Raw genomic sequence first — 22,715 nt, 5'->3', positions numbered from 1 at the left:
ATGAAAGATCATAAATTATGCTGGTAAGTTATACAAAACAAAAAGCCTGGCTACTTGAGTAGCCAGGCTGATACTTATCTTATAACTGATTATAATTTCTTCATCAAATCTTGCGCTTCTTTGTGGTACGGATGGTTTTCATTGTCCATGATGCCTTTCAAAATCTTTTTAGCTTGTTTCTCATCATCCGCCTGTACATAACTCAATGCCAGATACCATTCTGCTTCTTCCGTGTATTTATTAGCAGGCATAGTTAATACCGCTTCAAAAGATTGAATGGCTTCCTGAGTCTTCTTAAGCGCAAGGTATGAATTGCCTTTATAGAACTGAACCTCTGCTTCTGCCGTATTATTACCCAACATTTTTTCAAAGATATTTAGCGCCATTGCATATTTACCTTCCTCATAATGTTCCATTGCCTGTGCTGATAAAGAACTGTCACCGTCGGTAGATACCCATTGATTTTCATGCGCATGGAAGTAGGAGTCTGCTAATTTTTCGCCGGACTCATTAGCTCTTAACAGCATAAACACAGGTACCATTAGAAGTAAAACCGCTGCTGCTGCCCAGTAATACATTTGCTTGCTGGTTGGATTAAAGGATATAGTTTTAGCTTCAGTAGCAGTTGTAGCTTCCTCTTCAGGCTGGTAGGCAGGCATTTTAGCATCCTCCTCTTTCAATAATGCCAGCATGTTCAATCTGCCAGCCGTTTGTAAGCCTGTTGTAATTTTCCGTTGAAGAGCTACCTGTTCGGCAAGTGCAGTTTCAGCAGAGAGCCTTTGTTCAAAGGCTGATTTTTCTTCCTGGTTAAGCCTGCCACTCAAATAATTATCTATGAGTTCAGCAAGTGATATATTTTCTAACATAATATTTTCTAATCGAGTAATTTAACGTTTACATGAGTAAAGTAGTTTGTTTCTCTGTTTTTTATATCTTAATGGTAAAAGTCTGTAGTGGTAACCTATTATTCTTTAAATATTTAAATTAATGAAAGATTATTTTTGCACTATTTTCTTCAACCGCACCAGGCATTTGTACTTTTGAGTTTTAGCAGAATCGGTGCTTTTATAATTCAACGCTGAGGCAATTTCTTCTGTGCTGTAATTTTTGTAATACGAATAGATCAACAAGGTCTTGCAAGGCTCGCCCAGCTCATTCATGGCTTTTTCCAGCATCGCATATACCTGCTCTTTTTCTTCTGCAAATGTTTCCTCTACTGGTTCTTTTACAAATGCATCCTGAAAACTCTGCTGCTTACGTAAAGAAGCCTGGTATTCAAACAGCTTATTCTTTCCGATGGCAAACAAATATGTTTTTACTGAACTTTGTAAGCTAACCAGCTTTCCCGACATAATGTTTTCGTAGAATATTACTATGATTACCTGATATATGTCTTTCGCTGTTTCCTCCGGACACTGATAGTTCCGTACTGCCCAGCTGATGAATTCATCTCTGTAAGCCCTATAGATACTTGTTAATTTACTCTCATTGCCATTCTTAATTTCTTGAATAATGGTATGGTCGAACATATAAGAATTCGTATGTTGATGTTAGATAAGGTTTAGGGTAACCCTCCAAGGTACAAATTTTTAGTTACAGGCTTGGAAAAAAAAATTTAAGATTTTTTAAAAAATAGGGTTACATACCCAGGTTCTTTCCATAAAGTTCAAAATCCGAATCATATTTGGTTAAAAGGTTTAGGTTAAAAGACGATAAACCCGCTCCGGTTAACTTCCCAGGGGCGGGCTTATTTTTTATATAGCCTTTATCGTGCAAACATCTGCAATTCCTTTCGTTTTTTCAATTCCTCTCTAAAGCTGATTTTCCCGGTATACGCTTATCTCTGATTTACAGTTGTTTATTGGAATATAAATTTCTTCAAAAAGGTATTAGGCTCAATTTCAGTCAGAATACAAACTATTTAGCAAAAGTTATTTTAATTTTTTAGACGTATAATTATTTCAATAGTAAGTTGAATTTTAGAAATTGCAAGCCCTTCTTTACATCATAAAGAAGGGCTTGCAATTTTAATATAGCCATCTATTATTCTCTTTCTTATGAAGCGCATCTCAATTTATCTGTTTATCGGCTTATACTTGTTGCTGGCAAATAACCTGTACGCCCAGCGAACCATCTGGACTAAGGAGCAAGCCAACACCTGGTATAAAAATCAACCCTGGCTTGTAGGTAGCAACTACATCCCCTATAATGCCATTAACCAACTGGAGATGTGGCAGGCCGAAACTTTCGATCCGCAAACGATAGACAAAGAGTTAGGATGGGCCGAACAACTAGGTTTTAACACCCTGCGGGTATACCTCCATGACAAAGTATGGCAGCAAGACCCGGATGGCTTTAAAGGACGTATTGACCAGTTTTTGACTATATGTACCAAACATAATATCCGGCCTATGTTTGTGCTGTTTGATTCTTGCTGGGATCCTATGCCCAAACTGGGTAAACAACGTGAACCCCGGCCAGGCGTACATAATTCCGGGTGGATGCAAAATCCTGGCGCTGAAATTCTTCAGGATAAAAGCAAATATCCCATGCTGGAAGAATATGTAAAAGATGTGGTGGAGCATTTTGCTACGGATAAACGGGTACTTGCCTGGGATGTATGGAACGAACCGGATAATATGAATGATGCCAGATTTAAAGAAGAGCCTGCTAATAAGATAGATCTGGTAACAGCCTTACTTCCCCGGGTATTTGAATGGGCCAGGTCTGTAAACCCTTCCCAGCCCCTCACCAGCGGCATTTGGAAGGGAGATTGGTCAAACCATGAAAAACTCCAGCCTTTTGAAAAAATTCAGATTGAAAATTCTGACGTGATCTCATTTCATAACTATGATAGTCCGCAGGATTTTGAGAAAAGGGTAAAATGGCTGCAAGCCTACGGAAAACCCCTGCTCTGCACCGAATATATGGCCAGAGGAAATAACAGTACTTTCCAGGGCACTTTGCCTTTAGCCAAGAAATACAATGTAGCTGCTTATAACTGGGGATTTGTAGCCGGAAAAACCAATACCATCTATCCCTGGGATTCCTGGAAAAAAGTGTATAATTCAGAACCGCAAGTGTGGTTTCATGATATTTTCCGTCCTAATGGAAAACCCTATAGTGAAAATGAAGTGCGGCTTATCCGTCAGCTAACAGCCAGAAAAAAACAGAAAGAACCTGCAGCCGTTAACTAATTTTTGGTTGATAATATCTGGTATATTTTAGCTTTTTATGTTATGTCTATGCTGAATAAGAAAATACCTATTATCCTGCTGATTAATCTGCTCATCTGGACAGGTTGTAATAGAAAATCAGTAAGCCCTTCCCAATCTGGTACCGGCATTCCTGTTCCAGCTGGCATGTTTGCGAATCCGATTATGGATGGGGCTGATCCCTGGGTCTTTAAGAAAGATGGCCTATATTATTTCTGTCAGTCACGGGCCGGAGGTATTTATGTGGCCAAATCGCAATCTATGACCAAGCCTGGTACTTTCTCGCAGGTATGGAAAGCACCTGCTTCCGGATGGAACCGGACAAATATATGGGCACCCGAACTGCATTACCTGAATGGCAAATGGTACATTTATTATGCAGCTGGCGAAGCTGGCCCACCTTTTATTCATCAGAAATCAGGTGTCCTGGAATCTGTTACAAGTGATGCGATGGGAGCTTATACCGATAAAGGAATGCTGTATACCGGCGACGATATTACTGTTTCTGGTTCGGCCCGGTGGGCAATTGACCTCACGCCTTTTTATCTGAATGGACAGTTGTATGCTGTATGGTCCGGCTGGGAACAGAACGCCTCCACCGACCGCACACCACAGCATTTATACATTGCAACTATGAGCAATCCCTGGACGATTAACTCAAACCGTATAAAGATTTCATCACCTGAACAACCCTGGGAAAAAGGCACGGAACTCGATTTGAATGAAGGTCCGGAATTGTTAAAAAATCAGAACAAAGCATTTATTATTTATTCCTGCCGGGAATCCTGGCTGCCTGCCTATCAGCTTGCCCAGTTAACGCTTTCAGATACCCTGCTCAATCCAATGGAAAAAACCAACTGGATGAAGAAAGGGCCTGTTTTTACCGGTACTAGCCAGGTGTATGGCGTCGGGCATGTGAGCTTTACTACCTCTCCCGACAATACAGAAAACTGGATGTATTACCATTCTAAAAAGTCGACAACGCCTGGCTGGGAACGGGATATACGCTTACAGAAATTCACCTTCAATACAGATGGCTCACCAGATTTTGTTACCCCTATTCCAGTAAATACACCTATTCATTTGCCCTCCGGAGAAAAATAGTATCTTAGCGGGATTTTTTATAAAGAAAGGCTTATACATTTGTAGGCAATTCTGAGCTCAGTTCTGTCTGCTAAAAAGCTAATTTGGATGGAGGCAGTTATTTGGGTGTAAATTACAAGTAGAAAAGCGTAAAGGGTCTATACTAACAATCATTTCATACAACAACCATCCATGCATAAATTATTGGTAATACTTTTTGTCATCGGTTTTACTTGCCAATCCTGCAAACAATCTTCACAAACCGAACAAACCAGTACTTCACAAAGTACAACCAATAGCACTGCTACTCCAGCAGAAACTAATACTATTTCTTATACTAATCCTGTTCTGCCCGGAGATTATGCTGATCCATCTATAACAAAGGTGGGAGATACGTATTGGGCTACTGCTACTTCTTCGGAATGGGCGCCATTATTTCCCTTATTGAAGTCAAAAGATCTGGTACACTGGGAAACAGTTGGGCATGTTTTCCCGGAAGGAATGCCTAACTGGACAGATGCTCACTTCTGGGCACCTGAAATTTCATACGAAAATGGCAAAGTATACATTTATTATACGGCTAATAAAAAAGGAGGAAATCTATGTGTAGGTGTGGCCAGTGCTACCAATCCGGAAGGCCCTTATACGGATCATGGGCCACTTGTATGCCAGGAAGCAGGCTCTATTGATGGATTTCCTATTCGTGACGAGAACGGGCAATTATACTTAATATGGAAAGAGGATGGTAACAGCGTAAAGAAGCCTACACCGCTCTGGGGACAACGTATGAATGAAGAACGCACCAAGCTGACTGGCGAAAAATTTGAGTTGTTCCGCAATGATGCCACCTGGGAAGGCAATCTGGTAGAAGGGCCTTCGGTGATTAAAAGAGGCGATTATTTTTATATGTTTTACGCTGGTGCCGGTTGCTGTGGCCGGGGTTGTACTTATGCTACAGGTGTAGCCCGTTCCAAAAGTATTACTGGTCCCTGGGAAAAATATACCAAAAACCCTATTCTGGTGAAAAACGATACCTGGCAATGCCCAGGACATGGCACTGTATTTACAGATGCTTCCGGACGCTATTTCTTCCTGTATCATGCGTATAACACCGAAAGTTTTGTATATGCCGGAAGACAAGGTTTGCTGGAAGAATTTACCTGGAATGCAGAAGGATGGCCGGTTTTCTCAGATAATAGCCCGGATACTCAGGTGAACCTGACTTCAGCCCAGCCAGTAGATAGCCTGAATGTAAAAGAAGAGTTTACTTCAACCACCTTGGCACAATCATGGCAATGGCCGGTTGGAAAACAGCCTGAATTTACAATCAATACCGCCCAGAACGGAATAATCAGTTTAAAGGCAAATACAAAGGATATTGGTTCTGTATTGGCACAACGCACCAAAACAGCCGATTATACCGCTACTACCACGCTTGACTTAAGCAGCGTAAAAGCCGGTACCAGTGCAGGCTTATCGGTAATAGGCGACCCGGAAAATGCCCTGGGAATTTCTGCAGACAATGGCAAAATAATGGTCTGGGAAGTAAAAGGAGGTAAAACCCGTACAGTAGCCGATTCCAAAGTGCCTTCTTCGCCTAAATTATATTTTCAGGTGTCAGCCAATGCCGGAGATAAATTTGTATTTTCCTGGAGTGCTGATGGATCAACCTGGAATGCCTTGAATAAAGATCAACCTCTGGACGGAAGTTTCCTTCCTCCCTGGGACCGTGCTTTACGAGTGGGAATGGTTGCCAAAGGAAATCCAGTAAATAGTGTAAATTTCGATTCATTTCAACTGACAAATACGCCACAAAACCTTAAAACCAATTAAAATATAGTCATACTTATGAAAAACAAAATCCCTTATTTTTTAGCAGGCATATTTTTCTTATCCCTGGCAGCCGGTTGTTCTCAGAAATCAGAAAATACTACTGCCAGCCAAGAAGATACTACGCAGACTACAACAGCCACCCAACCGGAAACACAAATGAATTTACAAAAAGTATCGTTCGGAAAACTCAGTGATGGACGTGAAGTTCAGCTTTATACCCTCACCAATAAAAACGGAATGACCGTGAAGATTACCAATTATGGGGCTATCGTTACTTCCATTGTTACCCCTGACAAAACCGGCAAAATGGGCGATGTAGTATTAGGCTTTGATAGTTTAAAACCATATACTGGGGAACATCCTTACTTTGGAGCTGTAGTAGGCCGGTATGGGAATAGAATTGCCAAAGGTAAGTTTACTTTGGATGGAAAAACCTATACCCTGGCTACCAACAATGGTGAAAACCATCTGCATGGCGGTATTATGGGCTTTGGCAAAGTACTGTGGGATGCGCAGGAAGCCGGCACGGCAGATGAACCCGGTGTAAAGCTGACTTATGTAAGCAAAGATGGTGAAGAAGGATATCCGGGAACACTCACCAGTACCGTTACCTATACCTTAACCAACGACAATGAGCTTAAAATCGCCTACACTGCCCAGACAGACAAAGCTACGCCTCTCAACTTAACTAATCATAGTTATTTTAATCTGGCTGCCGGGCAAGCACAAGATGCCTTAAATCACGTTGTTACGCTCAACGCGGACAGATACACCGTAATCGATAAAGGATTTATACCTACCGGAGAGTTAAGACCTGTAAAAGGAACGCCTATGGATTTTACCCAGCCTCATCCTATTGGAGAGCGGATTGCCCAGGTAGAGGGTGGCTATGATCATAATTATGTATTGAACAAACCATCTGAAAAAGAAATGTCTCTGGCTGCTACCGTGTATGAACCAGGGTCAGGCCGCTATATGGAAGTATTCACGACTCAGCCTGGGGTGCAATTCTATTCAGGTAATTTTCTGGATGGCAAGCTTACTGGTAAAAACGGAGCGGTGTATAAAAAACATTATGGCTTTTGCCTGGAAACCCAGCATTTCCCGGACTCACCAAATCAATCTAAATTTCCTAGTTCAATATTGAAACCAGGAGAAACATATAATGAAGCTACTACTTATAAGTTTTCGGTGAAACAGCAGCAGTAATAGCAATCATAAGTAATACTTATAATAGCGAGGAGAATAAATCTCCTCGCTATTATTTTATTCAAACACAATCATCAACTGGTTCTTCTCTACACTTTGGCCTTTCACTGCTTTCACTTGTTTGACTACCCCATCTGCTGCGGATTTAATGGCATTTTCCATCTTCATCGCTTCCAGAATCAATAACACATCCCCTTTCTGTACGGTTTGTCCTGGCACTACCCGGATATCTAATACCAGACCAGGCATGGGGGCTTTAATTTCCTTTATTTTCGCTGTTGCCCCATTCGACATACCCAGTTTCTCCAGCAGCAGATCCAGGTCATCCTGTGCCTTCAGCTGATAGATGGTTCCGTTAATTTTGATCACAAATTCTTTTTTTACATAATCAGCCTGCAAAATCTCTGCATTATACGACTGATTATCTTTCAGAATATGGCAGGCATGAGCAGATAAGAATTGTATATCCCAGTTGAGTGGTTGCTTATTGAGTTGCAACTGGCCATTTTCTAAAGCGGCTTCAAAGATTTGATTGGGTTGTACAGTGATTTTAAACATAGTCTCTAAAACTAGTGAATCTTATCTTTTTTAGATAATAAATATAAAGATTTAGCCGTATATAGATAAATTGCATACTTTGACTAAACAGTTCTTTTCTCTGCAAGTATAGCAGTATACGCTATTGATAAAATGTCCAATGCGAATGCGCTATCTCAATTCCGAATGTACATCAAACCTTACCTGAAAACTAATGATATTTAAAAAAGTTATATATGTATTGTGTGTAAGTGCCTATGTGATGAATGGTTGCCAGACTACAAAAAAAACGGCAACTATACCACAAACGGACAGCAGTACTGTAAAACCATCCACTCCTGTTGCTGCTATATCCGCACCAGATAGTGTACCAGTATGGGCTCCCAGAAAAGGAAACTATAATCCGGAACGTACCAAAAAGAATGACCTACTGCATACCAAATTGGAAGTGAGTTTCGACTGGCAGAAACAATACTTGAACGGCATAGCTACCCTTACTTTCAAGCCTTATTTTTATCCGCAGAATACCTTAGAACTTGATGCCAAAGGGTTCGACATTAAAAGCATCAATTTGTTCGACCCGGCCAGTAAGTCGTTAAATCCTTTACAATTTACCTATGATAAAAGGATCATTACTATTCAGTTAAACAAAACCTATAAGCGGACTGAAAATTATCAGATACAAATTACCTATACAGCCAAGCCAAACGAACTGCCTGCTGGTGGAAGTGAAGCTATTACTTCAGATAAAGGCTTGTATTTTATAAATCCTCTGGGCACTGAACCCAACAAACCGCAGCAGATATGGACACAAGGTGAAACAGAAGCCAACTCTGCCTGGTTTCCTACCATTGATTCGCCTAATGAGCGTACTACTCAGGAAATGTATATCACGGTAGATACCGCCTTTACCACTTTATCAAATGGCACTTTTGTATATTCACGCACCAACCGGGATGGCACCAAAACCGATTACTGGAAGCAGGATAAACCCCATGCCCCTTACCTGTTTATGATGGCTATTGGCAAGTTTGCTGTAGTCAACGATGAGTGGAAAGGCATGCCGGTAGATTACTATGTGGAACCCGCTTACGCCCCTTACGCAAAAGACATATTTGGGCGGACACCGGAAATGATAGAGTTTTTCTCAACCAAACTCAACTATAAGTTTCCCTGGGAGAAGTATGCACAAGTTGTAGTTCGGGATTTTGTGTCTGGAGCGATGGAGAATACAACAGCTGTTACCTTTATGGAAGCTGTACAATCGGATAAACGTCAGTTATTGGACGATCACTGGGATGGAATTATTGCACATGAATTGTTTCATCACTGGTTTGGCGACCTGGTTACTACCGAATCCTGGGCAAACCTGCCGCTAAATGAGTCTTTTGCCAATTATGCAGAATATTTGTGGGCAGAATATAAATATGGAAAAGAACAAGCCGATTATCTGGGGCAAATAGAAGTAGAACAATATTTTGCGGAATCAGAAAATAAGCAGGAGCCACTCATCCGTTATCGGTATCTGGATAAAGAGGATATGTTCGATAGCCATTCGTATGCGAAAGGCGGACGGATTCTGCATATGCTGCGGAAATATGTAGGAGATGAAGCTTTTTTTGAAGCCTTGCACCAGTACCTGAAAAAGAATGAGTTTACAGATGTGGAAATCCACAACCTGCGTCTGGCTTTTGAAGAGGTGACTGGTGAAGACCTGAACTGGTTTTTCAATCAATGGTTTATGTCAGCTGGCCATCCGGATTTAGCTATTAACCATACGTATACTAATGGGAAAATACAGCTGGATGTAAAACAATTGCAGGATTCTACTTATACCCCTATTTACAAATTGCCGATTAAAGTAGTTGTATGGGCAAATGGGCAAAAAACCCTGCATGATATAACCATTACGCAAGCCAGCCAAGCTATTGAACTACCTGCAGCCACCAAACCCGATCTAGTTTTGTTCGATGCCGAAAGCCAGTTACTGGGAAAAATCTATCATCCGAAAAGTTCTCAGGAACTTGCCTTTCAATACTACAACGGCCCTACCTATCTTTCCCGTTACCAGGCCATAGCCGGACTTACGCATGTGCTGGAAGAAGCGGAAGAAGATAGCCTTGTAAATAAGGCGCAAAGCATGGATAATCTGGCCGAAAAAGTAGCGGCTGATGCATTAAAAGATTCTTTCTGGGGCATTCGTCAACTGGCCATTAAAAGTTTTGAAAAATCTTCCGGAGCCCAGGGTGAAGCTATCGATAATAAAATACAAGAGATGGCCTTAAAAGATCCCAGGTCGTATGTACGGGCAGAAGCCATGAATGCCTTGCTCAACCGCGAGAAGAATTACATAGATGTATTCAAACAAGGCCTGCAGGATTCATCGTACACGGTACTTGCTACTTCGCTATTCGCTTATTTCAATTCTGGCGCTCCGGATGCTGCCCAGCAGGTGGAGAAGTTTAAAGATTATAAAAATACAGACGTGATGTTTACAGTAGCGTATTTCTACGCTGAAGCCGGAGACAGTGCTGCCTATTCCTGGTTTGTAAATAAGTTGACTACTACTTCCAGCCAGGTACAAGCCCAGTTATTACAATTTTTCGCTCCTTACCTGCTTCGACTGGATGAAAGCAAACAAACGGAAGGGTTAAAAGAGATCGAAAAAATGGCTACAGAAAGCCAGGATTTCCAGGTGAAACTGGGTGCTTACCAGGCATTAGGCTTATTTGCCGACCGCGAAGATGTAAAAGAAATGCGGAAGCGTATCCGGGAGAATGAGAAAGACGAGAAGCTAAAGAATATTTATAATATGATTCCCTGACTAAAGTAAAAACGGCCTTAAAGGCCGTTTTTACTTTGTAATATGAAAGTGTAAAGCATATGATTAAGAACTTGCCAGAGCTTCAGCACCTCCTACAATTTCAAGAATTTCTTTGGTAATGGCTGCTTGCCGGGTTCTGTTATATACTAATTTCAGTTCTTTCAGCAGTTCTTTCGCATTATCAGTCGCTTTATCCATGGCTGTCATCCGGGCACCATGTTCAGAGGCATTCGATTCAAGAATAGCTTTATAGAACTGAATCTTCAGCGATTTTGGAATTAGTTCAGCAAAAATCTCTTTTTCTGAAGGTTCAAATATATAATTTGTCTGCATAGCTTTTTTCTTCCCTGTATTATCCTTGGTTTCAACCAGAGGCAAAAACTGTTCGGTACGAATAAACTGAGTAGCTACATTTTTAAACTCATTATATACCAAAATCACTTTATCATAACGCCCTTTCAGGAAACCATCCATGGCAAACTCGGCTGCTTTTTTAGCATTATTGAAATTTAAGGATGTAAACAATGTAGTATGATCACTGTTTACATCATATTTCCTACGAGTAAGATAATCATTCCCCCTCTTACCGATCGTCATAAACTGTACATTGCCGGCGGCCAGCTGGGTAGAGTATTGCGTATTTAAAAGATTGACAACCGCTTTTGTGACATTCGCATTAAAAGCACCGGCCAGACCACGATCCGAAGTAATAACTACAATCAGCACACGATTGGCTTCTCTCTCTCTTGCAAATGGATTAATATCGTCATCATCAATCTGAGCAGAAATATTATTCAGCATAGTTTGCAGGTGCTGGGCATACGGACGCATCTGAGTGATGGCATCCTGTGCCCGGCGCAGTTTGGCAGCCGCCACCATTTTCATGGCTTTAGTAATCTGCTGGGTAGAGTTTACCGACTGAATCCTGTTCCTGACTTCTTTTAAACTTGGCATATGTAAAGTATATGAGTTTAAAGTTCATGAGTAAAAGAGAAAATTATAAATTCAACTCCTTCACTCATGAACTCATCCGCTTATTTGGTTGTGTATTTTTTAGCTGTTTCCTGAGCCGTCTTTTTTAAGACACTTGTCACACTATCATCCAGCTTACCGGCTTTTAGTGCGCCCAATGTATCTTTATGGTTAGCAGAAAGGATAGAAACATATTCTTTTTCAAACTCTTTTACCCTTGAAACAGGCACATTATCCATCAACCCGTTGGTAGAGGCATAGATCATGGCAATCTGGTGCTCAACTGGTGAAGGCGAAAACTGAGGCTGCTTCAAAATTTCCTGGTTCACTCTACCTCTGTCAATGGTACGTTTGGTAGCCGCATCCAGGTCAGAACCAAATTTGGCGAATGCTTCCAGTTCCCGGAACTGTGCCTGGTCTAATTTCAAAGTACCAGCCACCTTTTTCATGGATTTAATCTGCGCATTACCACCTACCCGTGATACCGAAATACCTACGTTGATAGCCGGACGGATACCAGAGTTAAACAGGTTGGTTTCCAGAAATATCTGACCATCTGTAATAGAAATTACGTTGGTTGGAATATAGGCAGAAACGTCACCAGCCTGTGTTTCGATGATCGGAAGAGCCGTTAAAGAACCACCTCCTTTTACCAGCGGTCGGATACTTTCCGGCAAATCGTTCATGTTTTTTGCAATTTCATCGGAAGCAATAATTTTTGCTGCTCTTTCCAGCAAACGGCTATGCAGGTAGAATACATCCCCTGGGTAGGCTTCACGGCCTGGAGGTCTTCTCAATAAAAGAGACACTTCGCGATAGGCCACAGCTTGCTTAGACAAATCATCATATATTACCAATGCCGGACGGCCTGTATCACGGAAATACTCACCAATAGCTGCACCTGTAAATGGAGCGAAGAACTGCATAGGAGCCGGTTCAGAAGCAGCAGCAGCAACCACCACCGTATAAGGCATGGCACCACCTTTAGTCAAGGCATTCACAATACCTGCAATGGTACTGGCTTTCTGGCCAATGGCTACATATATACAGAATACAGGTTCTCCCCTTTCGTAAAATTCCTTTTGGTTAATAATGGCATCAATGGCAACAGCTGTTTTACCAGTCTGCCGATCGCCAATAATTAACTCCCGCTGTCCTCTGCCTATCGGAATCATCGCATCAATCGCTTTGATACCAGTTTGCAAAGGTTCATTCACTGGCTGGCGGTAAATTACACCTGGGGCTTTTCTTTCGAGAGGCATTTCATACAAGGCCCCGGAAATAGCAGGACCGCCATCGATGGGAATACCTAATGTATTTACAACCCGGCCACACATGCCATCGCCTACTTTAATAGATGCAATCGTATTTGTCCTTCTAACCGTATCTCCTTCTTTGATCTGGTTAAAATCCCCTAATAATACAGCCCCCACATTATCTTCTTCCAGGTTCAATACCAATCCTTGCAGCCCATTCGGAAATTCAATCAGCTCACCTAACTGAGCTTTGGAAAGCCCATATATTCTAGCTACCCCATCTCCTACCTGTAGCACCGTCCCTACTTCTTCTAATTCAGCTTCTGTCTTGGCGTTTGAGAGTTGCGCCCGAAGTATTGCAGAAACTTCATCTGGCCTTACTTGTACCATATATTATATATTGATTAGATATGGATTATGAATGAATAAAATCGTACTGTAATCTTTGTAATTTTCCTTTGATAGACTCGTCTACCTGCCGGTCGCCTATGCGGAGTACAAACCCACCAATCAAGGCTGGGTCTATTTTCTCTTGCAATTCTATTTTTTTACCTGTCACTTCTTCTGTTATTTTCCGGAACTGGATACGTTGTTGTTCATCCAGGGGGAAAGTAGTAATTACCTGAGCTACCTGAATATTATTAAACGAATTATACAACTCATGAAATGACTTGGCAATGTCGTATAAAATTTTTTCCCGGTTCTTATTAGTAATAATTTCAAAAATGCTGAAAGTAGTAGGGTGAACGCGGCTCTGAAAGATTTCTTTCAGAATAGAATATTTCTTAAAATGGGGTACCACCGGACTTTGCAGCATAAGCAATAAACCTCTGTTTTCCTCTACTGTTCTGGCAAAGAAAAGCATGTCTTCGTGTACTTGCTCCAGTACATTCTGTTCCTGTGCCAGTTCTAACAGGGCTTTGGCATACCGGCTCGCCGCTCTAGATTCTACCATTTTCTCAGACTAAGTTTGACTCTTTTACCAACTGATTTACTAACTCTCTCTGGGCTCTTTCTTCCTTTAACTGGTTGCGCAGCAGCTTTTCAGCAATCTCAATAGAAAGCGTTGCCACTTGTTTGCGGATATCTTCCAAAGCAGCCTGCCGTTCAGATTGAATAGCTAATCTGGCACTTTCTACAATTTTACTGCTTTCAGCGGAAGCTTTTTCTTTGGCTTCTTCTACAATAGCATCTGCTGTCTGCTGGGCTTTTCTCATCATCAGGTCTCTTTCTGCTCTGGCTTCATCCAGCAGTTTTTCATTGTCTGCTTTCAGCTTCATCATTTCCTGCTTTGCCTGCTCAGCAGAACGGAGGGCACCTTCTATGGTTTCTTCTCTTTCTTTCAAAGAACTCATGATGGGTTTCCAGGCAAACTTTGATAACAGAAATAATACCAGCAGAAACGTAATGGCCTGCCAGAAAATCAAACCTAAACCGGGGGTAACTAAATCCATACAGGGTTATATCAATTTTTAACAATTATTAATTTTACTCTTTTTCTTTGTTTCAGAATTAAATCCTGTACCAGGCCTAATGCCTAAGTACAGGATTTAAAATTTTAATAACTACGATTTAAAGGAAATCAGCAGACACACTACCACGCCGAACAGGGCAACACCTTCGATAAAGGCAGCTGAAATCAGCATAGCAGTCTGGATTTTACCTGAAGCTTCAGGCTGACGGGCGATTGCCTCAGCAGCACTTCCACCAATTCTACCGATGCCAAGACCTGCGCCTAATGCAACAAGGCCTGCACCAATACCGGCACCCATGATGGCATAACCCATGGTGTCGGCTGCTTGTAATAATAAACTAAGTAACATGAATTAGAGATTTATAAAAGTGAAACAAAGAAATTCCGAAATTAAGTGGTTGAATTATTAAAGGCTGAATGGCTGTTTTCTTTTTAACAAACAATATAACATCCAGCCATTTAGCCATTCAAATCAATGACCATAATCGTCATGAGCTTCATGCCCTTCTACCGCACTACCGATATACATCGCAGACAATAAGGTAAAGATGTATGCCTGTAAAATCGCCACCATCAGTTCAATCGCATTCATGAACAAAGCAAAAGGAATAATTACAATACTTGCAGCAATGTGCTTAGCAACAAAAATAAGCCCTAATAAGCTTAAAATAATAATGTGGCCGGCCGTAATATTGGCAAACAAACGAATCATCAAAGAAAAGGGCTTGGTAAGAATACCTACTAGCTCCACCGGAATCATAATGGGTAATAACCATGCTGGTACACCAGGCGTAGCGAAAATGTGCTGCCAGTAATATTTATTACTGCTGAATAAAGTAATACATAAGGTAATTAGTGCCAGAATCAAGGTTACAGCAATGTTACCAGTCAGGTTGGCACCACCGGGCATTAATCCCAGCAGGTTGTTAAACCAGATGAAAAAGAATACAGTGAGCAAGTAAGGCAGGTATTTTTCGTATTTGGCCTTTCCATGTTTATCATGTCCCACAATGGCTGTTTTGGCAATATCATCCCGGATAAACATAACAATAGGCTCAAAGAACGACTGTATACCTTTAGGCGCTTTGCCATGATTCTTTTTATACGCACCAGCAATAGTAAAGAAAACAACGATCAGTAATACGGCGCTTAACAGCAGCGAAGCAACATTTTTTGTGATAGAGAAATCATAAAATTTCTTACCATCTATATGTGCAATATGATTATGATCGTCTACAAAATAGCCCTTGTAGTTATGTTGCTCATGCTCACCTTCTCCTTCAAAGCCTTCGCTATGGAACTTGTTAGAGAGAAAAACATCCCATTTTTTATCAACTGTATTATATAAAATAACAGGCAATGGAATAGTAACATGTGTATGGCCGATCGTAGCAAAATGCCATTCGTGGGCATCTGTTACGTGGTGCATAATCATTTCACTGAAATTAAATTCCTCTTCGGGTTCTGCTGATGTTTCAGCAAATGAAACAGTAGAAAAGCTTAAAAATAAGGCAAATAAAAGGCTGAGGGGAATAAATTTATAAAAAATACTTCGGCTCTTTGGGTTCATAGCGCTCCTTCTTATTCTGAATTGCGCCGCAAGTTAGTTAATAACCAATTAATTTCAAATCCAACAAACAACAAATACAGTATAAAAAAGTTGATCACCAGCAGAAAAATGTCTGGCGTTTTAGTATACATATAATATACCAGCACCCCTATGCTCACCACTAACCGTAGCAGCATGGTGCTGAAATAATATAGTACAAGGTTATCTTTGTTCTTCTGAACACCGCGTTGAGTAATACGATGACTGATCAGAGAAAGGGCAACAAAAAAAATCAGCAAGGTCCATTTTTCCGGATGAACATATGCAGGTATTGTTTTTTCGGCTATGTACAATCCGGCGGCTATTACAGCCGTAAACCCCAGCAGTTTGAGCATATTTATTCTTTAGGCAGGCTTTTGATTAAGGCAATCAGCGAACCGATTAAAGCCAGGCAGGGCAAAGCTACCATAAAGGCCGGAAATTTCAATTCCAGCCACTTATCTAATTTCATGCCGCCCCACACGCCTAATCCAATGGCTGCCAGCATCTGAAAGCCCAGGCCAGTATATTTGATATAATTATTTAACTGACTCTTTTTGTTCTTCAAGTTGTCCGTGTCCATTCTCACTCAGTTTAATATCTTTCGGAGCAGTTCCCATCTTAATGGTTCCATTCCATACGGCTCCTGATTCTACGATCAATTTACCGGTAATAATATCTCCTTTTACGTTAGCTGTAGCTTTCAGGGTGAGTACATCCGAAACTTCGACGATGCCTTTTACTTCGCCGGCAATTTCCGCATTTTGAGAAATAATATTTCCCTGGACAAAGGAGGAATCACCCAGGGCAATTTTAGACTTGGATTTAATGTTTCCTATAATTTTGCCTTCTATCCGCACATTGCCGAAGGTTTCAATATTGCCTTCTACGGTTGTGCCTTTCATGATTTGCGTGCTGGCGTTGCTGAGTTCCACCTGGTCTCTTTTAGTTTCTTTACCGTTGTTAAACATAAAAAATTATAATTTAAAATGAAACAAATATTTCTGGGTTTATCGGATTGCTGTTGTGCCATAGCTCAAAGTGCAAATGTGGTCCGCTGGTAAGTTCTCCACTATTGCCAATTACCGATATAATTTCACCGGCCCGTACGAAGTTGCCTGTTTTTTTAAGCAAAACTGAGTTGTGCTTGTATACAGATATGAGATTCCCGTGGTGTTGCACAGCCATAATATGTCCGGTATCACTGGTCCAGGAGGCCATGATTACTGTGCCATCCGCTACCGCTTTTACGGGCTCATCTTTTTTGGCTACGATATCCACGCCGTAATGTGCTTTTTTTGCATCAAACCTATCGGTAATAATTCCGCCGGTTAAGGGGTTAAATAAAAAGATATTCTGCAACTCATCGGAAGGTGTATGGGAAACGTTCCGGACAACCGGGTTGGATGGCATACTTTCCTGACTTTCCATTTCTTTCCTGATCTCAATATCAACCGGAGCAATGGTATCTGTATTGACTTCTGTTTGTTTGATCGCTGTCGTATCTGTACGGCTGTTCTGGGCACCTAGGAATTTATCATTACCCTGAATTACCTGGCTAATACCCAGTAACGCTTTGTCGCGGTAAGCAATTTGTTCTTCCAAAGAATCTACCTGCGCCGTGAGTTCAATGATCTGTTTATTGATTACCATCTCCCGTCCGGCCGGGTGAAACCATTTGGCCAGAATAGTGCTGGAAAGATAGAAGCATAAAGAGAATAAAAAGATGGAAGTAGTCGTTATAAAAACGATTATTTTTGCATAGGTGAAGCTAAAACTTGTTTTTTCAGCAAAGTTTTCCTCATTTCTTACCACCAGTATGTAGCGGTTAGACAACCAGTCGGAGAATGTTTTTTTAGCTTTCAACGTTAAAAAGTTAAATTGTGACGGGAATCAAAAATAACAATATAAGAGTTACTTTATACCGGTACAATTCCTAAGTTTAGTAATGTATTGCCACAATTGCTCAATTCTGTAATAAAACTGATGAAGCGTTGCCTTTTTTCTTACTTACTTTTGTTTAGTCAGATCATTTTTCTGGTTACCTTATCGGCATGTTCCCAGGAAAACAATGGGGTGGTGAGTAAGGCATACCATAATACAACGGCACATTATAATGCATATTTTCTGGCCAGGGAAAAACTGGAAGAAATGGAAACTGAATTATTTAAGAGCCGAAAAGATGATTACAATCAGCTATTAGATATCATTATCCCAATCGATTCTAACATTGCTAATGCCCAGGAGACATCTACTGAATATATTATGCAAAAGGCTTCTTTGCCTGTGCAGCGCCATAAAAACAGCAAATGGGTAGATGACAGTTATTTACTGGTAGGAACTGCACAGTTTTACCAGCTCGATTTCCCGAATGCTTTAAAAGCATTTAAATATGTAAATAGTGTAAGTAAGAACGACGATGCCAGGCATGAAGCATTGATTGGCATATTCCGCACCTATGTACAGGAAAAAGAATATAGCAATGCAAAATCGGTAGTTAGCTTTATCCGGAAGGAGAATCTGTCGAAACAGAATCTGGCCGAATTTTATCTCATCCGGGCCCAGTTGCATAAAGAAGAACAGGAACATTTACAGGCGGTGGGAACCCTTGCGCTAGCGGCTCCGCTGATGAAAAAGGGCGAACGCAAAGCCCGGGTGCATTATATTATGGGGCAGTTATATCAGGTACTGAATAACCAGCAGCAGGCTTATAAAAATTTCAGGGCAACACTTAAAAATAATCCTACCTACGAACTGGCTTTTAATGCCCGCCTGAACATGCTTCAAGCCTACCAGGTAAAGAAGAAGGAAGATGATAAGAAAGCGATCAGCTATTTCCGGAAAATGCTCCGGGACGAAAAAAACGTAGATTATAAAGATAAAATCTACTACCAGATGGGCTTGTTCGAAGCCAGACAGAAAAGATATGAGCCTGCTATCGCTTATTTGAAGAAAGCTACAGAGGCAACTAGTTTAGACCCTATTCAGAAACCTTATACGTTTTTGAAATTAGGTGAAATTTACTTCGAAAACTTACAGCAATATGAATTAGCAAAAGCTTATTACGATAGCACAGTATTGTCACTTCCGGCCAGTGCGCTAGACTTTGAGAAGATAACCCGCAGGCAAAAAGTATTGGATGAGTTTGTTCAAAATCTCACCATCATTCAGACAGAAGATAGCTTGCAACGGATGGCAAAAATAGATACTGCCAGTTTAAGTAAGTTGCTGGATGAAAACTTTGCCAGAGAAGAACAAGAAAGGCAAGCCTTAGAACGGAAAAGAGAAAGAGAGCGAAATACTGATACCGGACAACAAGGAGATAATGTATTTGACCAGCTTGATACCGGAGGTACGGACAGGCGAACTGCCGGGAATAGAAATAATAATTCCGATAACGAAAATGCACAGTGGTATTTTTATAATACAGCGGTAGTAAGCCGGGGCAGAACTACTTTTGCCAGAAAATGGGGCAACCGAAAACTGGAAGACAACTGGAGACGTTCCAGCAAGGAAGCAGTTATTACGTTTGAAGATAACAGCCGGCCTACCGATACTCCTGTTGAACAACCTGCAGTAGACCCCAATGAACAGAACAGAGCCCGCAAAACCCAACTGATGGCGGCTGTGCCTTATACAAAAGAAGCGTTGGATGCCTCCAATAAAAAGATGGGAGATGCGTATTTTAACCTGGGACGAATCTATACGCAGGAATTGCTCGAACAGGAGAAAGCTATTACTACTTTTGATACCTTATTGGTCCGCTTTCCGGGAAATGAACATGAAGCGGAGGCCTTTTATTTTATGTACCTGATTTACCAAGACCAGGCTCAACCAGAATTGCAAGAAGAATACAAAAACAAACTCCTGGCTAAATATCCAAAATCACCTTTTGCCAAGCTGATTTCTAATCCAAATTATGTACGGGACGATAATCTGGCAGATGTCCAGGTAAAAGATTTATACAACAATGCCTTTGAGTTATATAAAGCCAAAAATTATGAAGAAGCCAGTAATAAAATCAACCAGGCACTGGAACAATATCCGGATAACTTATTAAAAGATAAATTTACTGTTCTTAAAATTCTCATTATTGGCCGTACGCAGGATAAAGAGACATTTAAAAAAGCATTGACAGAATTTGTGGAACAGAATCCCAGAAGCCTGATGCTGGATTATGTACAAGGTATTCTAAGAAATACAGAAACCATTACCGGTCAAGTAAATGAGAATTAGGTATAAAGTATATTGACTAATTACACATAGCTAAAGCTTCAAATCATTAAAACCAGCGAATAAAACGAAAATACTAAAAAGTGTTATTATATGGTAAAAATTGAAAAAGGGGAATACAAATGGTTAATTAAAGTCCTGTGGATTACATTTACTGCATCGCTGGTGATGTTTACTTTCTACGTATTCGCAGTAAGTACAAATTTAATTGGGCTGTTTGGACCAATGCCAGATTTAAAATACCTGGAAAATCCGAGAAATGACCTGGCATCAGAAATTTACTCTGCGGATGGCGTATTGATGGGTAAATATTTTGCGGAAAACCGTTCACCGGTCGAATATGATGAAATTTCCCCAAACTTGATCAATGCCCTGCTGGCGACAGAAGATGCCCGTTTCGAAAAGCATTCTGGTGTGGATTTTAAAGGTACTCTTGCCATTGCATGGTCGATGCTCTCCTTAGACCCCAGGGGCTCTAGTACTATTACTCAACAATTAGCAAAAAATCTATTTAATACCCGGGGAGAAGATTACCGGGGTGCTTTAGGAAAGGTGCCTGGTTTACGTATGCTTATCGTAAAGACCAAAGAATGGATGATGGCTGTTCAGCTGGAGAAAAATTATACCAAGAAGGAAATTATTAAAATGTATTTGAATACCGTTCCTTTTGGAAGCAATGCCCATGGAATTGATGCCGCTGCAAAAACCTTCTTTGGTAAAAAACCTTCAGAGTTGAATATTAATGAAGCTGCTATGCTTGTTGGAATTGTAAAAGGAACTTATATCTATAGCCCGATTTATAAACCTAATAATGCATTAAACAGGCGAAATGTAGTTTTGAGCCAGATGGTAAAATATGGGTATATTACTGATGCTGCCTTCGATTCTTTGAAAGTAAAGCCAATTGATATGAGCAAGTATGCAGTTGAAAATCATAATAAAGGACAAGCTACTTATTTTAGAGAAGTTATCCGGAGCTTCTTATATAAATGGGCCAAAAGAAACAATCGTGATTTAGACAGAGAAGGTTTAAAAATTTATACTACTCTGGATTCGAGAATGCAGCGGTATGCAGAGGAAGCAGTAGCAGCAAATATGAAAGACCAGCAGAAAAAGTTTTTTGAACACTGGAAAGGTAGAAATCCCTGGGTAACTGAAAACTACAAAGAAATTCCAGGTTATATAGAAAGAGCTGCAAAAAGCTCTAACCGCTTTAAAATGCTGAAGACCCAGTATAAAGATGATGAAGCGGCCATCTGGAAAGAGATGAATACGCCCATTAAGATGAAGGTTTTCTCCTGGAATGGAGAGAAAGATACTACGCTGAGTCCGATGGATTCTATCCGGTATTATAAGCATTTTCTGCATACTGGCTTACTTTCTATGGATCCCAATACTGGCCATATTAAAGCCTGGGTAGGAGGTATAGATTATAAGCACTTCAAATATGACCATGTGATGCAGGGAAAACGGCAACCAGGTTCTGCATTTAAACCTATTGTGTATGCTACGGCTATTGATAACGGCTATCATCCCTGCCAGGAAGTGCTGGATGCACCGGTAACGTTTGTCAATGAAAAAGGGGAAACTTACACGCCTAAAAATTCTGATGGGGAACCTTCTTTTGAAAAGATGACACTTCGCCGCGCTATGGGTAGGTCAATTAATACCATCAGTGCATCATTAATCAAAGAATTTGGACCGCAACGAGTGGTAGATTATGCCAAACGCCTGGGGATTACCAGTCAGCTGGAACCAGTGCCTTCCTTAAGCTTGGGTACAAGCCCGGTATCTATCTATGAGTTACTGGGTGTATATAGCACTTTTGTAAATGCCGGCGTATGGACTAAACCTATGTTCATTACCCATATTACCAACCGTCATGGTGAGGTTATAGAAAGTTTTCCTCCAACTACAGTAGAGGCTTTGAGTGAAGAAACAGCCTATAAGATGGTACATATGCTGCAAGGAGCATTACAGGAAGAAGGGGGTACCGCCCAAGGGCTGTTCCGTTATAAAGCGGCTCAAGGAAACGATATTGGAGGCAAAACGGGAACTACACAAAATTATTCTGATGGATGGTTTATGGGAATCACGCAGAATCTGGTGACTGGAATTTGGGTAGGCGGCGATGACATGAGTATTCACTTCCGGAGTATGTCGTTGGGTCAAGGGGGCAGAATGGCTTTGCCTGCCTGGGGTATTTATATGGATAAAGTGTATAGCGACTCTAATACCGGGGTAAAGAAAAGCGCCTTCAAGCGCCCTAAAAATCTATCCATTTCTCTGGATTGCCAGTCGTACAGAGATGCTGCCTTTGCCAACGATTCTACGCAGCAGCAATATACAAATCCGTCTGACTCATTATTAAAAGAAATTCTGTAAGCTTACTTTATTTTCTAAAACAAAGCCCGCATCTATGTGGGCTTTGTTATTTATAGGCTATTTTTGATTATTAAATTTACGCACAACCCACCTTATTTATATTCTG

20 protein-coding genes are annotated in these 22,715 nt (G+C 40.9%); 7 read left to right on the top strand and 13 right to left on the bottom strand.

Annotated features, from left to right (window positions below):
• Positions 1–89: 89 nt before the first annotated feature.
• On the bottom strand, positions 90–866 hold the full coding sequence (locus tag GXP67_RS21530; RefSeq protein WP_162445032.1) for a tetratricopeptide repeat protein: 777 nt from the start codon (positions 864–866) through the stop codon (positions 90–92).
• 129 nt (positions 867–995) lie between these two features.
• Positions 996–1,529 (bottom strand): sigma-70 family RNA polymerase sigma factor, encoded by a 534-nt coding sequence (locus tag GXP67_RS21525; RefSeq protein ID WP_162445031.1) that lies wholly within the window; start codon positions 1,527–1,529, stop codon positions 996–998.
• 528 nt (positions 1,530–2,057) lie between these two features.
• Here GXP67_RS21525 and GXP67_RS21520 point away from each other — a divergent pair.
• The 4 genes from GXP67_RS21520 (at position 2,058) to GXP67_RS21505 (ending at position 7,340) form a co-directional block, all read left to right on the top strand.
• The gene (locus GXP67_RS21520; protein WP_162445030.1) at positions 2,058–3,197 is read left to right on the top strand and encodes an endo-1,4-beta-xylanase; all 1,140 of its coding nucleotides are present in this window, start codon (positions 2,058–2,060) and stop codon (positions 3,195–3,197) included.
• Between the two features lie 42 nt (positions 3,198–3,239).
• On the top strand, positions 3,240–4,319 hold the full coding sequence (locus GXP67_RS21515; protein ID WP_232064530.1) for a glycoside hydrolase family 43 protein: 1,080 nt from the start codon (positions 3,240–3,242) through the stop codon (positions 4,317–4,319).
• A 171-nt stretch (positions 4,320–4,490) separates the two neighbouring features.
• On the top strand, positions 4,491–6,131 hold the full coding sequence (locus GXP67_RS21510; RefSeq protein ID WP_162445029.1) for a family 43 glycosylhydrolase: 1,641 nt from the start codon (positions 4,491–4,493) through the stop codon (positions 6,129–6,131).
• Positions 6,132–6,146: 15 nt separating this feature from the next.
• Positions 6,147–7,340 carry an aldose epimerase family protein gene (locus GXP67_RS21505; RefSeq protein ID WP_232064529.1) on the top strand — a complete coding sequence of 398 codons (1,194 nt, stop codon included), beginning with the start codon at positions 6,147–6,149 and terminating at the stop codon, positions 7,338–7,340.
• Positions 7,341–7,397: 57 nt separating this feature from the next.
• Here the strand turns inward: GXP67_RS21505 and GXP67_RS21500 are convergent, their stop codons facing one another.
• The gene (locus tag GXP67_RS21500) at positions 7,398–7,898 is read right to left on the bottom strand and encodes an acyl-CoA carboxylase biotin carboxyl carrier protein subunit (RefSeq protein ID WP_162445028.1); all 501 of its coding nucleotides are present in this window, start codon (positions 7,896–7,898) and stop codon (positions 7,398–7,400) included.
• Between the two features lie 193 nt (positions 7,899–8,091).
• Here GXP67_RS21500 and GXP67_RS21495 point away from each other — a divergent pair, with 193 nt between their 5' ends.
• Positions 8,092–10,701, top strand: a complete 2,610-nt coding sequence (locus GXP67_RS21495) for a M1 family metallopeptidase (protein WP_232064528.1) — start codon at positions 8,092–8,094, stop codon at positions 10,699–10,701.
• A 63-nt stretch (positions 10,702–10,764) separates the two neighbouring features.
• On the opposite strand, the gene atpG is transcribed toward GXP67_RS21495, so the two are convergent.
• From atpG to GXP67_RS21445, 10 genes are all read right to left on the bottom strand, one after another.
• On the bottom strand, positions 10,765–11,655 hold the full coding sequence (gene atpG / locus GXP67_RS21490; protein ID WP_162445027.1) for an ATP synthase F1 subunit gamma: 891 nt from the start codon (positions 11,653–11,655) through the stop codon (positions 10,765–10,767).
• An 80-nt stretch (positions 11,656–11,735) separates the two neighbouring features.
• A complete protein-coding gene (atpA, locus tag GXP67_RS21485; protein ID WP_162445026.1) occupies positions 11,736–13,319 on the bottom strand; it encodes a F0F1 ATP synthase subunit alpha in 1,584 nt (527 codons plus the stop codon).
• A gap of 25 nt (positions 13,320–13,344) precedes the next feature.
• The gene (atpH, locus tag GXP67_RS21480; RefSeq protein WP_162445025.1) at positions 13,345–13,884 is read right to left on the bottom strand and encodes an ATP synthase F1 subunit delta; all 540 of its coding nucleotides are present in this window, start codon (positions 13,882–13,884) and stop codon (positions 13,345–13,347) included.
• A 4-nt stretch (positions 13,885–13,888) separates the two neighbouring features.
• Positions 13,889–14,383 (bottom strand): F0F1 ATP synthase subunit B, encoded by a 495-nt coding sequence (locus GXP67_RS21475; protein WP_162445024.1) that lies wholly within the window; start codon positions 14,381–14,383, stop codon positions 13,889–13,891.
• Between the two features lie 111 nt (positions 14,384–14,494).
• A complete protein-coding gene (atpE, locus tag GXP67_RS21470) occupies positions 14,495–14,752 on the bottom strand; it encodes an ATP synthase F0 subunit C (protein WP_162445023.1) in 258 nt (85 codons plus the stop codon).
• A 123-nt stretch (positions 14,753–14,875) separates the two neighbouring features.
• A complete protein-coding gene (atpB, locus tag GXP67_RS21465; protein WP_197901548.1) occupies positions 14,876–15,973 on the bottom strand; it encodes a F0F1 ATP synthase subunit A in 1,098 nt (365 codons plus the stop codon).
• 11 nt (positions 15,974–15,984) lie between these two features.
• A complete protein-coding gene (locus tag GXP67_RS21460; protein WP_162445022.1) occupies positions 15,985–16,347 on the bottom strand; it encodes a hypothetical protein in 363 nt (120 codons plus the stop codon).
• A gap of 2 nt (positions 16,348–16,349) precedes the next feature.
• A complete protein-coding gene (locus GXP67_RS21455; RefSeq protein WP_162445021.1) occupies positions 16,350–16,574 on the bottom strand; it encodes an AtpZ/AtpI family protein in 225 nt (74 codons plus the stop codon).
• Positions 16,531–16,962 (bottom strand): bactofilin family protein, encoded by a 432-nt coding sequence (locus GXP67_RS21450; protein ID WP_162445020.1) that lies wholly within the window; start codon positions 16,960–16,962, stop codon positions 16,531–16,533. Before GXP67_RS21450 ends, GXP67_RS21455 begins: the two co-directional genes overlap by 44 nt.
• Before the next feature lie 13 nt (positions 16,963–16,975).
• Complete coding sequence (locus GXP67_RS21445) at positions 16,976–17,857, bottom strand: M23 family metallopeptidase (RefSeq protein ID WP_162445019.1); 882 nt, start codon at positions 17,855–17,857, stop codon at positions 16,976–16,978.
• Positions 17,858–17,977: 120 nt separating this feature from the next.
• Between GXP67_RS21445 and porW the strand changes: the two genes are divergently transcribed.
• Together porW and GXP67_RS21435 are read left to right on the top strand one after the other, a co-directional pair.
• Positions 17,978–20,227, top strand: coding sequence for a type IX secretion system periplasmic lipoprotein PorW/SprE (gene porW, locus GXP67_RS21440; RefSeq protein WP_162445018.1), 2,250 nt, complete (start codon positions 17,978–17,980; stop codon positions 20,225–20,227).
• Between the two features lie 90 nt (positions 20,228–20,317).
• Complete coding sequence (locus tag GXP67_RS21435; RefSeq protein ID WP_162445017.1) at positions 20,318–22,609, top strand: penicillin-binding protein 1A; 2,292 nt, start codon at positions 20,318–20,320, stop codon at positions 22,607–22,609.
• Positions 22,610–22,715 lie beyond the last annotated feature (106 nt).

The organism is Rhodocytophaga rosea (genome assembly GCF_010119975.1).
In the GTDB taxonomy this organism is placed as follows: Bacteria; Bacteroidota; Bacteroidia; order Cytophagales; family 172606-1; genus Rhodocytophaga; species Rhodocytophaga rosea.
Note: the sequence above shows the minus strand (reverse complement) of the source record. Positions and strands in the feature narration are given on the sequence as shown.